Raw genomic sequence first — 14,481 nt, 5'->3', positions numbered from 1 at the left:
CCCGTCGGCCCGTACGAAAGCGGCCCCATGACCCAGACCCTCGCTCCCCCCGCACCGGCCGGGCCGGACTCCGCCCGGCTCCCCGGACCCGGTGCCGCGCCCGATCCGCACCTGCGGGAACTGGCCGCGCGCCACGGCCTGACGCTCAGCGGCGCCCGCCCGGCCCTGCCGGAGTACACCCGCAGACTCTGGGCGCGGCGCCACTTCATCACCGCCTTCGCCACCGCCCGGCTCACCGCGCTCTACACCACCGCGCGGCTGGGCCAGCTCTGGCAGGTGATGACGCCGCTGTTCAACGCCGGGGTCTACTACTTGATCTTCGGCATGCTGCTCCACACCGACCGCGGCATCCCGGACTTCATCCCGTTCCTGTGCACCGGGATCTTCGTCTTCACCTTCACCCAGTCCACCGTGCTCGCCGGTACCCGCGCGGTCTCCGGCAGCCTCGGCCTGGTCCGCGCGCTGCACTTCCCGCGCGCCTGCCTGCCGCTCGCGTACACCCTGATCCAGCTCCAGCAGCTCATCTTCTCCATGGGCGTGCTCGCCGCCATCGTGCTGCTCTGCGGGGTGCCGCTGACCTGGCACTGGCTGCTGATGATCCCCGCGCTGCTGCTCCAGTCCGTCTTCAACGCCGGACTCGCGATGATCATGGCCAGGATCGGCGCCCGCACCACCGACACCGCCCAGCTCATGCCGTTCATCCTGCGCACCTGGATGTACGTCTCGGGCGTCTTCTACAACCTCTCGGTCTTCACCCGGCACGCCCCGGCACTCGTCGCCGCGGCCCTGAACGCCAACCCCGCGCTGATCTACATCGATCTGATGCGGTACGCCCTGATCGACTCCGTCCGCGCCACCGCGCTGCCCGCCCACGTCTGGCCGATGGCCCTGGGCTGGGCGCTGCTCTCCGGCGCCGTCGGCTACGTCTTCTTCTGGAAGGCGGAGGAGGAATACGGCCGTGGCTGACACCACCGCGTACGCGGAAACCACCGGAACCACCGCGGCGGGCGACGCCGCACCGGCCCCCGGCGCACCCGGCGCACCCGACGCCCCCGACGCCCCCGACGACCGCGTCCCCACCGTCATCGCCGACGACGTCCACATCGTCTACAAGGTCCACGGCGCCGGCAGCGGCCGCGGCAACGCCGTCTCCGCGCTGCGCCGCATCGTCCGCCGCACCACCACCGCCGGGACCCGCGAGGTGCACGCCGTCCGCGGCGTCACCTTCACCGCCCACAGAGGCGAGGCGATCGGCCTCATCGGCTCCAACGGCTCCGGCAAGTCGACGCTGCTGCGGGCCATCGCCGGACTGCTGCCACCCGCCGCCGGCCGCGTCTACACCGACGGCCAGCCCTCCCTGCTCGGCGTCAACGCGGCCATGATGAACGACCTGACCGGCGAGAAGAACGTCATCCTCGGCGGCCTCGCCATGGGCATGAGCCGCGAGGAGGTCCGCGCCCGCTACCAGGGCATCGTCGACTTCTCCGGCATCAACGAGAAGGGCGACTTCATCTCCCTGCCGATGCGTACGTACTCCTCCGGCATGGCCGCCCGGCTGCGGTTCTCCATCGCCGCCGCCAAGAACCACGATGTGCTGATGATCGACGAGGCGCTGGCCACCGGCGACCGCGCCTTCCAGAAGCGCTCCGAGGCCCGCATCCGCGAACTGCGCCAGGAAGCCGGCACCGTCTTCCTCGTCAGCCACAACAACAAGTCGATCCGCGACACCTGCGACCGCGTCCTCTGGCTGGAGAAGGGCGAACTCGTCATGGACGGCCCGACGGAGGAGGTCGTCCGGGCGTACGAGGCGCACAGGTAGTCCTCGTACACGGGGATGGTGACGTGAGTCCGGTCCCGTCCCGGAAACGGGCGACGGCCCCGGAGCGTGGTGCTCCGGGGCCGTCGCCGTGCGTGCGGGGCGGGCCCGCCGCGTCAGCCGGGGATCAACTGTGCGTCCGCATCAGGGTGCGCATCGTCCGCATCGCGACGGAGAGGTTCGCCAGGTCGAAACCCTCCGAACCGTGGATCTCCTCCAGGGTCGCGCGGGCGCGGCCCAGGATCGCGGCGTTCTTCTCCTCCCACACCGAGAACCGCTGCTCCGGCGTGGCGGAGGCGTCGCCCTCCGCCAGCACGTCCGAGGTCAGCGCGGCGTGCGCGGCGAACAGGTCCTCACGGATCGAGGCGCGCGCCATCGACTGCCAGCGGTCGTCGCGCGGCAGCTCCAGGATGCGGTCGAGGAGCTGGTTGATCCGCAGCCGGTCGGCCAGGTCGTAGTAGACCTCGGCGACGGCCAGCGGCTCCTTGCCGGTGCGGTCCGCGATGGCGACGATGTCCAGCGCCGGGAAGACCGACGAGAAGCCGGACACCTGGACGGCCAGCGCCTCCGGGACACCCGCCTCGGTCAGCTCCGCGAGGTTCGACTCGTACCACTCGCGGGCGCCGCCCTGGAGCAGCTTCGGAAGCTGCTCCCAGACCGCGGCGACCCGGTCGCGGAAGAAGTCGATGGTCTCCGACAGCGCCAGCGGCTGCGGGCGGTTGTTGAGCAGCCAGCGGGTGCCGCGCTCGACGAGCCGCCGGCTGTGCAGCCGGATCCGGGTCTGGACGGCGGCCGCGACGCGGTTGTCCAGCGCCTCGACGTCGTCCCACACCTGGCCCAGCCGGAAGATCGCCCGGGCCGCGGTGTGCGCCCGCACGACCTCTTCCAGCGAGGCGCCGGTCTCCTCCCGCATCCGGTGCAGGAAGCTCGTACCACCGGTGTTGACGGTGTCGTTGACCATCACCGTGGTGACGATCTCGCGGCGCAGCGCGTGGCCCTCGATCTGCTCGGCGAACTTCTCGTGCAGCGCGGACGGGAAGTACGCGTTCAGCAGGTGCTGGAGGTACGGGTCGTCCGGAAGGTCCGTCCGGATCAGCGCGTCGGCCACCGTGATCTTGGTGTACGCGAGGAGGACCGCGGTCTCCGGCTGGGTCAGGCCCCGGCCGGCGCTCAGCCGCTCGCGGATCTGCCGGTCGGTGGGCAGGAACTCCAGCGCCCGGTCGAGGTGACCGTCGCGCACCAGGCGGCGCAGGAAGCGCTGCTGGGCGTGGATCATCGCGCCGGACTGCGCCTGGGCCAGCGCCAGCGCGGTGTTCTGCGCGTAGTTGTTGCGCAGCACCAGCGCACCGACCTCGTCGGTCATCGCGGCGAGCAGCTTGTTGCGCTGCTTGACCGTCATGTCGCCTTCCGCGACCAGGGCGTTGAGCAGGATCTTGATGTTCACCTCGTGGTCGGAGGTGTCCACACCGGCGCTGTTGTCGATCGCGTCGGTGTTGATCTTCCCGCCGTTGGAGGCGAACTCGATCCGGCCAAGCTGCGTGAGACCGAGGTTGCCGCCCTCGCCGACGACCTTGGCGCGCAGCTCGTCGCCGTTGACGCGGATCGCGTCGTTCGACTTGTCACCGACGTCGGCGTTGGACTCGGCCGACGACTTCACGTACGTGCCGATGCCGCCGTTCCACACCAGGTCCACCGGTGCCTTGAGGATGGCCTTCATCAGCTCGGCGGGCGTCATCTTCTTGATGCCGGCCTCCAGCCCGAGCGCCGCGCGGATCTGCGCGTTGATCGGGATGGACTTCGCCGTCCGCGGGTGGATGCCACCGCCCTGCGACAGCAGCTCGGTGTTGTAGTCCGCCCACGACGACCGCGGCAGCTCGAACAGGCGGCGGCGCTCGGCGTACGAGGTGGCCGCGTCCGGCTTCGGGTCGATGAAGATGTGCCGGTGGTCGAAGGCGGCGACCAGGCGGATGTGCTCGCTGAGCAGCATGCCGTTGCCGAACACGTCACCGGACATGTCACCGACGCCGACGGCGGTGAAGTCCTGCGTCTGGGTGTCGTGGCCCAGCTCCCGGAAGTGGCGCTTGACCGACTCCCAGGCACCGCGGGCGGTGATGCCCATGCCCTTGTGGTCGTAGCCCGCGCTGCCGCCGGAGGCGAAGGCGTCGCCCAGCCAGTAGCCGTACGACTCGGCGACCTCGTTGGCGATGTCGGAGAAGGTCGCGGTGCCCTTGTCGGCGGCGACCACCAGGTAGGTGTCGTCGCCGTCGTGGCGGACGACGTTCTGCGGGTGCACGACCTCGCCGCCGACGAGGTTGTCGGTGATGTCGAGCAGACCGGAGATGAAGGTGCGGTAGCAGGCGACGCCCTCGGCGAGCCAGGCGTCCCGGCCCTGCGCCGGGTCCGGCAGTTGCTTGCCGACGAACCCGCCCTTGGAGCCGACCGGCACGATGACGGTGTTCTTCACCATCTGCGCCTTGACCAGGCCGAGGATCTCCGTACGGAAGTCCTCCCGCCGGTCCGACCAGCGCAGACCACCGCGCGCCACCTTGCCGAAGCGCAGGTGCACACCCTCGACCTTCGGCGAGTACACCCAGATCTCGAACGCCGGGCGGGGCGCCGGGAGGTCCGGGATGGCCTGCGGGTCCAGCTTCATCGAGAGGTACGCGTGCGGGCGGCCCTCGGCGTCGCGCTGGTAGTGGTTGGTGCGCAGCGTCGCCTTGATGACGGTGAGGAACGAGCGCAGGATGCGGTCCTCGTCCAGCGAGGCGACCTGGTCGAGCGCGCCGTCCAGCTCCTCCAGCAGACCGTCGATCAGCTCCGTACCGGCGCTCTGCCGCTCCGGCGACATCCGCGCCTCGAAGAGCGAGACCAGCAGCCGGGTGGTGTGGACGTTGTTGGCGAGCGTGTCCTCCATGTACGTCTGGCTGAAGGTCGAACCGGCCTGCCGCAGGTACTTCGCGTAGGCCCGCAGCACCATCGCCTGACGCCAGTCGAGACCGGCGCGGAGCACCAGCTCGTTGAAGCCGTCGCTCTCGGCGGCGCCGGTCCACACGGCGGTGAAGGCGTCCTGGAACCGCTCGCGGGCGTCGTCGCCGTTGACCTTCTCCGGCATCCGCAGACCGAAGTCGTAGACCCAGGCCAGCGTGGAGTCGGAGCAGGGCAGCTCGTACGGGCGCTCGTCGACGACCTCGACGCCCAGGCGGTTCAGGCCCGGCAGCACCTTGGAGAGCGAGACCGGCTCACCGGTGCGGTAGATCTTGAAGCGGCGCTCGTTGGGCGCGGCGCCGACCGGCTGGTAGAGGCTGACCGCGAAGTCCTTGCCCGGGTCGGCGGCGAGCTTCTCCAGGTGCTGGATGTCGGCGACGGCGCTGCGCGGGGAGTTGTCGGCCTTGTAGCCCTCGGGGAAGGCGTGGCCGTAGCGGCGCAGCAGTTCGGCGGCGCGCTCCTCACCGACCTCGGCGGTCAGCGCCTCGGCGAAGCCGTCGGCCCACGAGCGGGCGGCCTCCACCAGACGCGCCTCCAGGCGGTCCACATCGGACTCGGTCAGGTCCGGCAGCGTCGCACCGGGCGCGACGCGGACGACGAAGTGCAGCCGGGAGAGGACCGACTCGGTGTTCCAGGCGGTGAAGTCGACGCTGGTGCCGCCCAGCTCCTCCTTGAGGATGTCGATCAGCCGCAGCCGGACACCGGTGGTGTAGCGATCGCGCGGGAGGTAGACCAGCGCGGAGTAGTAGCGGCCGTATTCGTCCTGCCGCAGGTAGAGCCGCAGCCGGCGGCGCTCCTGGAGGTAGAGGACGCTGGTGGCGATGGAACGTAGCTGGTCGACGGGGGTCTGGAACAGCTCGTCGCGCGGGTACGTCTCCAGGATCTGCATCAGGTCGCGGCCGTCGTGGCTGTCCGGGGTGAAGCCGGCGCCCTCCAGGACCTCGGCGACCTTCCGGCGGATCACCGGCACCCGGCGCACCGACTCGGTGTACGCCGCCGACGAGAACAGACCGAGGAAGCGGCGCTCGCCGATGACGTTGCCGTCCTTGTCGAACCGCTTGACGCCGACGTAGTCGAGGTAGGACGGGCGGTGGACGGTGGCGCGGCTGTTGGCCTTGGTGAGGATGAGCAGCTTGTGCTCACGGGCCTTGGCACGGGCGTCGGCGGGCAGCCGGTTGAAGGACGGCGAGACGGGGTGGCCGTCGTCCTCGGCGTGCACCGGGTCGGCGCGCAGGATGCCGAGACCGGTGCCGGGCACGGCGGAGAGCACGTCCTCCTCGGCGCCGCCCTCACCGGGCGCGGTGATCAGCTCGTACTCGCGGTAGCCGAGGAAGGTGAAGTGGTCGTCGGCGAGCCAGCGCAGCAGCTCGCGGGCCTCGTCGATCTCCTGGTCGCGCAGGTCGTCGGCGGTCGGCTCGGACGGCAGCTCGTCGGCCATCCGCAGCGCGGCGCCGCGCATCTTCTCCCAGTCCTCGACGGCCTCGCGGACGTCGGAGAGCACCCGGAGGAGGTCCGCGGTGATCTGCTTGAGGTCCTCGCGGTCGGTCTCGCGGTCCATCTCGACGTGGATCCACGACTCGGTGACCGCGTCGTGCGGCAGCTCCGCCTTGGCGCCGGCCTTCGCGGCGGGGGCCTTGGCCTTGGTGGTCCGGCCCTTGCCCTTGGCCGCGGGCTTGGCGGCGGCGCCGTTCGCCTCGCCCGGGTCGAGGACCTCCAGGAGCTTGCCGGTGACGTCGCGGCGGACGGTGACCTGCGGGTGGATCACCAGGTGGATGCCGCGGCCCTGGCGGGACAGCTCGTTGGTGACCGAGTCGACGAGGAAGGGCATGTCGTCGGTGACGACCTCGACGACGGAGTGGCTGCAGGTCCAGCCGTTCTCCTCGACGGTCGGGGTGTGCACCCGGACGTTGGCGGTGCCCTGCGGGCGCTTCTCGGCGAGACGGAAGTGCGAGATCGCGGCGCCGAGCACGTCCACCGGGTCACGGTCCGCGAGGTCCTCGACGGCGGTGTGCAGGTAGTAACGCTGGAGATAACCCGCGAGGGTCTCCTTGTCGAGACCTCTTACCGGCTGCTTGCTCCCGGCCGGGCTGCTTTCAACGACCCGAGCCGCCCGCTCAAGCAGCTCGGTCCTGGCTTCATCCAGCTTGTTCTGCATGTCCTCTGGCTCCTGTCGCGCGCCGTTGCGTGACGTCGTGGAAGAACTCCGTGGATGCTGCACAACGCCGCGGTGACGCGGGGTGTCCTGTCGCTGCCGACGCTATGCCGCGCTGAGAGAGGGCCGGGGCGCATGCGAAGTCTTTTGACGGAGTCGTCACACGCTCGTGGCCGCAAAGACCAGCGGCCGCCCGGTCACGTACGTGTCCCGGGCGCACGACGGGGACCTCGATGCCCCCGCGGGTTATCGCGCTGATCACGCTGCAAGGCTATCGCTCTTCGCTTCGGTGCCGTCATCGGCCTTTCACGTCCAAATCTCTCCCCCGAACTTAGCCCTTCCGGACAACGCCCTCCCGGCGCCTTTATGCCAGGTGTATCCCTGCGGTCCCGAGCCGTTACGGGACGGTCATTTCCGGACGGAAAGCGGCTCACCGGAGCGGGATCTCCGGACGCGCCGCCGCGCGGCACCGCCCCGGCTCACGCCGTGAGGTTTCCGGCCACCTCGACCGCCTCGGCGAGGGTGTCGACGATCGGGACGCCCGCCGCCCGGAGCCGGTCGCGGCTGTGCGAGCCGCCGGTGTAGAGCACCGCCAGGGCCCCCGCGTGCCGGGCCGCCACCGCGTCGTCCACCGCGTCCCCGATCACGACCGTACGGCCCGGGTCCACGGACTCCAGGGCCGCGAGATGGCGCACCATGTGCTCGCTCTTACCGCCGCCGGTGGGCCCCGTACGGCCGTCCACCCGTACGAAGTGCGGCTCGATGCCGAAGCCCCGGACCAGGGGTATCAGCTCGTCGTGGCCGAACATGCTGAGGATCGACTGGCTGCCGCCGGCCGCACACCACCCCGCCAGCAGCTCGTCCGCGCCGTCGGTCAGACCGCAGCGCGCCCGCCGGTCGGTGTAGTGGCGGTGGAACGCCTCGTCCATCACCAGCCACTCGGCGTCCGTCGGCATCCGCCCCATCAGATGCTCGTAGAAGAGCGGCACGGGCACGCGGTACAGCGCGCGGTAGCGCTCCAGGGTGAGGGGCTCCAGGCCGATCTCGGCGAACGCCGCGTTGGTCGCGCCGAGCACGGCGTCGATGTCGTGGAACAGCGTGCCGTTCCAGTCCCACACGAGATGCGTGGTGCACTCACCCATACCTGCCCCCTGTCCGCTCACGGCCCTGCGCCGGGCACACGAAAAACCGTACCCGGCACCACTGACAAACCCTCCGCGCCCGGCCCCGCCCCGGAAGCACACGCCGGGCGCGACGCCTCATGCCCCGGGGCGCGGGCTGCGGGTGCGGATGACGAGCCGAACGGCGGATGCGAGCGGCAAAGGCAGGGACGGCGGGCGCCCTGCGGCCGGGCCGGGGCAGGGCCAACGGCCGCTCAGGGCCGCCCCGGCGGTACGCCCCCAGGCAGGCCCGGCAGCGCGGCCCGACAGCCCGGCCTGGGCAGGCCCGACAGCCCGGTCCGGGCAGGCCCAGCGGCACGGCCCGACAGCCCGGCAGCGCTCCCCGGCGAGGTTCTGAGCAGCCTCGTCGACGCGGCCCGACGGCGGGACCCGGGCTGCCCGGCGGCGCGCCCTCACGCCGGGCCCAGCAGCGCGCCCCGAGGCGGCAGGGCCTGGGCGGACGGGCAGCCGTGCGGCCCAGTGGCGCCGCGCCCGGTTCAGCCCAGCAGGCCCGGGATCTCCTGCACGCCGAACCACATCAGGTCATGATCCTCGGCGCCCTCGACCGTCCGCCGCGCGGCCGCGTCGCCCCCGTCGGCGGCGGCCAGCGCGTCCGCGGCGGCCGCGACGGCCTCCTCCGCGTCGGCGGCGTCCACATGGACCGCGGCGGCCTTCTTCATCGGCACCGGGCCGCTGACCCGCACCGCGGCGGGGTCCTCCGCGGCGTCGGGCCCGGCCGCCACCGCGGCGTCCGGTACGTCCGCGGCGACCACCACCCGCCGCCGGGCGGCGTCCGGCAGCCCGGCGAGCTGCCGCAGCGACGCCTGGGCCGCCTGGCCCAGCGCCGTGTACTCCAGCTCCTCGATGTCGTCGGAGATCCACTCCCGCAGCGCCGGGGTGACGGCGTACGCGTCCAGCGTGCCGGGGCCCAGCTCGCCCTTGCCGTGTGCCTCGGCGAGCCCGGGAAGGGTCAGGGGAACGTAGACGCGCATGACGGCCGCTTTCACTCAATTCACGCAATTTCATCGAGCCCGGAGAGGTACCCGGCGCCCGGGAGGGCGCCAGCCAGCATACGGGCGCGCGTCCCCTTTCGAGGGGCGCCCCCACAGCCCGGACGACGCCGTTCCGCCCCGCCCGGACCCCCTTCCCGAGGCTTGTTCAGGCCCCCGCCACCCGGAACGGTGAACTTTCCGGAGCCCCCGCCGCCGCGGCCTGCGCGTTGCCCGCGTCCCGGTCCGTCGGTAGAAGAGCCCCACCGAAGCTACTGCCCGGTAAGAAACCGGGCCCGGCAGAACGGGGGCGACCGCATGACCAGCACCACGACCACCGGCCCGACCCGCACCACCACACCACCACGGCCGGTACCGAGGCCCGTACCACGGACCGCTCCGCCCGGCTCCCGCCGCGGCGGCTTACCGCCCGTCCCCCGCCCCCGCCAGGCGACGGACACCGGCGCCGCGCCCGCACCTGATCCCGGCAGCGCCCGGAACGCCGCCCTCCCCGCGCCGGTGCCCCACACGCCCTCCGGCACACCGGTCTCCGGCCCCTCCGGCACGGCCGCCCACCAGGCCCGGGCCGCCACCGTCGCGGCCTCCTCGGACGACCACCCGCACACCCGCACCGCACCCGGGGCGGACACCCCGCCGCCCGGCGCCCCGGGCGGTGCCCCACCCCGCTCGCCCGCAGGCCGCAGGCCACCGGGCCGCCCCGGAGGCTCCCGCCCGGGCACCGGCCCCCGAGGACGCGCCGGCTCCCGGCCCACCGGCCGCGCGGGCTCGACACCGGCCGGCCGCGCGGGCACCGGCCCCACCAGCGGCCCAGGCCCGGCACAGACCGGCCCCGCAGACCCCGCGCCGCCCTTCCGCACAGCCCCGGTCCCGGCCGACCGCACCGGCTCAGCTCCGTCGGACCGCACACGCTCAGCACCGACCGACCGGACAAGCTCGGCCCCGCCGTCCGGACACGCTCTCCCGGGGCGCTCCCTGAGCACTGCGGCCGCGGCCAGCAGGAGGGCGGCCGGCGGTGCCGCGCTGCCGTCGCCCGGCGCGCGGCGGCGCGCTCAGGAGCACCGGCCGCACCAGTGGTTCGCCCGGCAGTTGCTGCGCACACTCACCGGCGAGCTGCCCGTCCACGCCCTCCTCGGCCATGCGCTGCCCGCCGCGTACGACCGGCTGATCGAGCTGGCGCCGCTCACCCCGCTGCGGGCCCGGAGCGGAGCCGGGACGCGGCCGTACGACGTACCGACCGTCCGGGAATGCGGGCTGAGCAGGCCGCGGGACGGTGTCATCGAGGCGTTCGCCCGGATCGCCCACGGGGAGCGGCTGCGTGCCCTCGCCTTCCGGCTGGAGCTGGGCGCCGACGCCCGCTGGCGGTGCGCCGCCCTGGACATCGGCCCGACCCCGGCAGGCTGGGGCCCCGGCCCGGGCTGACCCACCACCGCCGACCGCGCGGACACTGCCGCCACCCGGGCCGGGGCCGTACCCGACGACCACGCGGACACTCGCCACCCTGGCCGCGGGCCGTACCCGACGACCGCACACGGCGAGCACCCGCGACCGGCGCGCGCCCGTGTCCGGAAGGCGCCGCGCCCACGGACGACGGCGGGGCCCCGGGAACGCGTTCCCGGGGCCCCGCCGTCACGGCTCAGGTCACTTCTTGCGGCGCCGGCCGCCCTTCTGGGCCTTGCGGCGCTCCGCGCGGGTCAGGCCGTCCGACTCCGAGCGGGCCGGGGCATCGTCGTCGCTGGTGAAGTCGCCCTCGATGACGCCGCCCTCACCGTCGACCGTCGGCGCCGAGAAGTGCAGCCGGTCCGGCCGCTGCGGCGCCTCCAGGCCCTTGGCGTGGATCTCGGGGCGGCCCGCGCCGGCGGGCACCGCCTCCGGGGCCTCCTTCTCCAGGGACAGCGCCTCGGCGCCCTCCTCCACGGGGACCTCCTCGACCTGCTGCTCCACCTGGACCTCCAGGTTGAACAGGTAGCCGACGGACTCCTCCTTGATGCCCTCCATCATGGCGGTGAACATGTCGAAGCCCTCGCGCTGGTACTCGACCAGCGGGTCCTTCTGGGCCATCGCCCGCAGGCCGATGCCCTCCTGGAGGTAGTCCATCTCGTAGAGGTGCTCACGCCACTTGCGGTCCAGGACGGAGAGCACCACGCGGCGCTCCAGCTCCCGCATGACGTCGGAGCCGAGCTGCTCCTCACGGGCCGCGTACTGCTGGGCGATGTCGTCCTTGACCGCCTCGGCGATGAAGTCGGAGGTGATCCCGGCGCGGTCGCCGACCTCGTCCTCCAGCTCCTCGACGGTGACCTTCACCGGGTAGAGCTGCTTGAACGCGCCCCACAGGCGGTCCAGGTCCCACTCCTCCGCGAAGCCCTCGACCGTCTCCGCCTGGATGTAGGCGTCGATGGTGTCGTCCATGAAGTGCTTGATCTGCTCCTGGAGGTCCTCGCCCTCCAGGACACGGCGGCGCTCGCCGTAGATGACCTCACGCTGGCGGTTGAGCACCTCGTCGTACTTCAGGACGTTCTTCCGCGTCTCGAAGTTCTGCTGCTCGACCTGCGACTGGGCGGAGGCGATGGCCCGGGTGACCATCTTGTTCTCGATCGGGACGTCGTCGGGGACGTTGGCCATGGCCATGACGCGCTCGACCATCTGGGCCTTGAACAGCCGCATCAGGTCGTCACCGAGGGAGAGGTAGAAACGGGACTCGCCCGGGTCGCCCTGACGGCCGGAGCGGCCGCGTAGCTGGTTGTCGATCCGGCGCGACTCGTGCCGCTCGGTGCCCAGGACGTAGAGCCCGCCCAGCTCCTTGACCTCCTCGAACTCCGCCTTCACGGCCGCCTCGGCGCGCTCCAGCGCGTCCGGCAGGGCGGCCGCCCACTCCTCGACGTGCTCGACCGGGTCGAGGCCACGCTGGCGCAGCTCGGCCTCGGCGAGGTCGTCGGGGTTGCCGCCGAGCTTGATGTCGGTACCGCGGCCGGCCATGTTCGTGGCGACCGTCACGGCGCCCTTACGGCCGGCCTGGGCGACGATCGACGCCTCCCGCTCGTGGTGCTTGGCGTTCAGCACCTCGTGCTCGACGCCGCGCTTCTTGAGCTGCTGCGAGAGGTACTCGGACTTCTCGACGGACGTCGTGCCGACCAGGATCGGCTGGCCCTTCGCGTGCTTCTCGACGATGTCGTCGACCACCGCGTCGAACTTCGCGGGCTCGGTGCGGTAGATCAGATCGGCCTGGTCCATCCGCTGCATGGGGCGGTTGGTCGGGATCGGGACGACGCCGAGCTTGTAGATCTGGTGGAACTCGGCCGCCTCGGTCATCGCCGTACCGGTCATACCGGAGAGCTTGTTGTAGAGGCGGAAGAAGTTCTGGAGGGTGATCGTGGCGAGGGTCTGGTTCTCGTCCTTGATCTCCACCCCTTCCTTCGCCTCGATCGCCTGGTGCATGCCCTCGTTGTAGCGGCGACCGGCGAGAATACGGCCGGTGTGCTCGTCGACGATCATGACCTCGCCGTCGATGACGACGTAGTCCTTGTCGTTCTTGAACAGCTCCTTGGCCTTGATGGCGTTGTTGAGGTAGCCGACCAGCGGGGTGTTCACCGACTCGTAGAGGTTGTCGATGCCCAGCCAGTCCTCGACCTTGCTGACGCCGGACTCGTGGATGCCGACGGTGCGCTTCTTCTCGTCGACGTCGTAGTCGCCGGTCTCCTCGATGCCGCGCTGCGGGTTGGCCGCCTCACCCTTCTTCAGGCGGCGCACCAACTTGGCGAAGTCGCCGTACCACTTGGTGGCGGAGTCGGCCGGACCGGAGATGATCAGCGGCGTACGGGCCTCGTCGACGAGGATGGAGTCGACCTCGTCGACGATCGCGAAGTTGTGGCCCCGCTGGACGAGTTCATCCTGCGACCAGGCCATGTTGTCGCGGAGGTAGTCGAAGCCGAACTCGTTGTTCGTGCCGTACGTGATGTCGCAGCCGTACTGCTCACGGCGCTGCGCGGGGGTCATGTCGGCGAGGATGCAACCGACCGTCAGGCCCAGGAACTTGTGGACCCGACCCATCATCTCGGAGTCGCGCTCGGCGAGGTAGTCGTTGACCGTGATGAGGTGGACGCCTTCGCCGGAGAGGGCGTTCAGATACGCCGGGAGGGTGCCGACGAGGGTCTTGCCCTCACCGGTCTTCATCTCGGCGACGTACCCCAGGTGAAGGGCCGCGCCACCCATCAACTGGACGTCGTAATGGCGCTGGCCGAGCACCCGCTTGGCGGCCTCGCGGACCGTGGCGAACGCCTCGGGCAGCAGGTCGTCGAGGCTCTCGCCGTCCTTGTAGCGCTCCTTGTACTCATCGGTCAGCGCCCGCAGCTCGGCGTCGGAGAGGGCCGCGAAGTCCTCCTCGATGGAGTTGACCTGCCCCGCGATGCGGTGCAGTTTGCGCAGGATCTTTCCTTCGCCTGCACGCATGAGCTTGTTGAAGACGGACACTTGGGCTGGTCTCCTTGCCGGTCGGGCCTGCACTGTCGGGTGCGCGGGCGCGGCATTTTCCAAGGGGCAGGCCCCGCCGCAACGGCCATCGTAAAGGAGGACACCGTCCGGTCGGGAGGTCCGCCGCAGCGAACCCCTCCGGCCCCTCTTCCCATGAACGCGCGAGGCCGCGGGAAGGTGCCGGGCCGGGCCGTGAAATCCCTTCGCAGCGGCGCCCCGGGCACCGGAGAATCCCCCCATGAGACCCGTCACCCTCACCACGGAACGCCTGCTGCTGCGCCCGTTCCGGCCCTCGGACGCCCCCGCGGTGTACGCCGCCTGCCAGGACCCGGACATCCCGCGCTGGACCAGTGTTCCGTCCCCGTACACGCTCCTGGACGCCGAACACTTCACGGGCGCGTTCTCGCCGCAGGGCTGGAGCCAGGACACCGACCTGTCGTTCGCCGTGCTCACCCGGGACGCGGAGGTGCTGGTCGGCGCGGTGGGCCTGGTCCGCCTGGACCGGCTGCGCACCCCGGAGCGCCAGGCCGAGCTGGGGTACTGGACCACCCGGGAGCAGCGCGGCAAGGGCTACACCGCCGAGGCCGCCGCCGCGGTGGTCCGCTGGGCCTTCCGTGACCTGGGCGTGGAGCGGCTGGAGTGGCGCGCCGAGGCGGGCAACCACGGCTCGTGGGCGGTCGCCCGCCGCACCGGCTTCCACCGGGAGGGCACCCTCCGCGGCGAGCTGGTGCGCGAGGGCACCCGCCGCGACGTCTGGCTCGGCTCACTCCTCCCCTCGGACCTGCCGGACACCCCCGGGGAGGGCGCGCGGCGGACGCCGTATCTGCCGTACGAGGAGTGATCCGGGCTCGGTCGGCGGGGCGCGCGGAGGCGGACGCCGCACGGCGCCGCCCG

At 71.8% G+C, this 14,481-nt stretch carries 8 protein-coding genes; 4 read left to right on the top strand and 4 right to left on the bottom strand.

What is annotated here, in order from left to right; all coding sequences use genetic code 11:
* The first annotated feature begins 27 nt into the window (after positions 1 to 27).
* Entirely contained in the window at positions 28 to 966 is a 939-nt protein-coding gene (locus ACGH2B_RS17730; protein WP_399090200.1) for an ABC transporter permease, read from the top strand.
* Positions 959 to 1,819 (top strand): ABC transporter ATP-binding protein, encoded by an 861-nt coding sequence (locus ACGH2B_RS17725; RefSeq protein WP_399090197.1) that lies wholly within the window; start codon positions 959 to 961, stop codon positions 1,817 to 1,819. The genes ACGH2B_RS17730 and ACGH2B_RS17725 overlap by 8 nt, the downstream gene beginning before the upstream one ends.
* Before the next feature lie 124 nt (positions 1,820 to 1,943).
* Here the strand turns inward: ACGH2B_RS17725 and ACGH2B_RS17720 are convergent, their stop codons facing one another.
* The 3 genes from ACGH2B_RS17720 to ACGH2B_RS17710 form a co-directional block, all read right to left on the bottom strand.
* Positions 1,944 to 6,956: an NAD-glutamate dehydrogenase gene (locus ACGH2B_RS17720; protein WP_399090194.1), complete on the bottom strand. Its 5,013-nt coding sequence runs from the start codon at positions 6,954 to 6,956 to the stop codon at positions 1,944 to 1,946.
* Positions 6,957 to 7,432: 476 nt separating this feature from the next.
* Positions 7,433 to 8,095, bottom strand: coding sequence for an HAD family hydrolase (locus ACGH2B_RS17715; RefSeq protein WP_399090191.1), 663 nt, complete (start codon positions 8,093 to 8,095; stop codon positions 7,433 to 7,435).
* A 515-nt stretch (positions 8,096 to 8,610) separates the two neighbouring features.
* Positions 8,611 to 9,105 (bottom strand): DUF6912 family protein, encoded by a 495-nt coding sequence (locus ACGH2B_RS17710; protein WP_399090188.1) that lies wholly within the window; start codon positions 9,103 to 9,105, stop codon positions 8,611 to 8,613.
* 1,038 nt (positions 9,106 to 10,143) lie between these two features.
* Between ACGH2B_RS17710 and ACGH2B_RS17705 the strand changes: the two genes are divergently transcribed.
* Positions 10,144 to 10,542, top strand: coding sequence for an Rv3235 family protein (locus ACGH2B_RS17705; RefSeq protein WP_399097089.1), 399 nt, complete (start codon positions 10,144 to 10,146; stop codon positions 10,540 to 10,542).
* Between the two features lie 219 nt (positions 10,543 to 10,761).
* On the opposite strand, the gene secA is transcribed toward ACGH2B_RS17705, so the two are convergent.
* A complete protein-coding gene (gene secA / locus ACGH2B_RS17700) occupies positions 10,762 to 13,587 on the bottom strand; it encodes a preprotein translocase subunit SecA (protein WP_399090184.1) in 2,826 nt (941 codons plus the stop codon).
* 238 nt (positions 13,588 to 13,825) lie between these two features.
* Here secA and ACGH2B_RS17695 point away from each other — a divergent pair, with 238 nt between their 5' ends.
* Entirely contained in the window at positions 13,826 to 14,428 is a 603-nt protein-coding gene (locus ACGH2B_RS17695) for a GNAT family N-acetyltransferase (protein ID WP_399090181.1), read from the top strand.
* Positions 14,429 to 14,481: the final 53 nt, after the last annotated feature.

Source organism: Streptomyces sp. BBFR2 (assembly GCF_044497305.1).
Lineage (GTDB): Bacteria > Actinomycetota > Actinomycetes > Streptomycetales > Streptomycetaceae > Streptomyces.
This window is presented reverse-complemented; position numbering and strand designations above follow the sequence as displayed.

Coding starts and splice junctions, on each gene's coding strand:
- ACGH2B_RS17720 (WP_399090194.1), bottom strand. CDS start 6,956: ATGCAGAACAAGCTGGATGAAGCCAGGACCGAGCTGCTTGAGCGGGCG.
- ACGH2B_RS17715 (WP_399090191.1), bottom strand. CDS start 8,095: ATGGGTGAGTGCACCACGCATCTCGTGTGGGACTGGAACGGCACGCTG.
- ACGH2B_RS17710 (WP_399090188.1), bottom strand. CDS start 9,105: ATGCGCGTCTACGTTCCCCTGACCCTTCCCGGGCTCGCCGAGGCACAC.
- ACGH2B_RS17730 (WP_399090200.1), top strand. CDS start 28: ATGACCCAGACCCTCGCTCCCCCCGCACCGGCCGGGCCGGACTCCGCC.
- ACGH2B_RS17695 (WP_399090181.1), top strand. CDS start 13,826: ATGAGACCCGTCACCCTCACCACGGAACGCCTGCTGCTGCGCCCGTTC.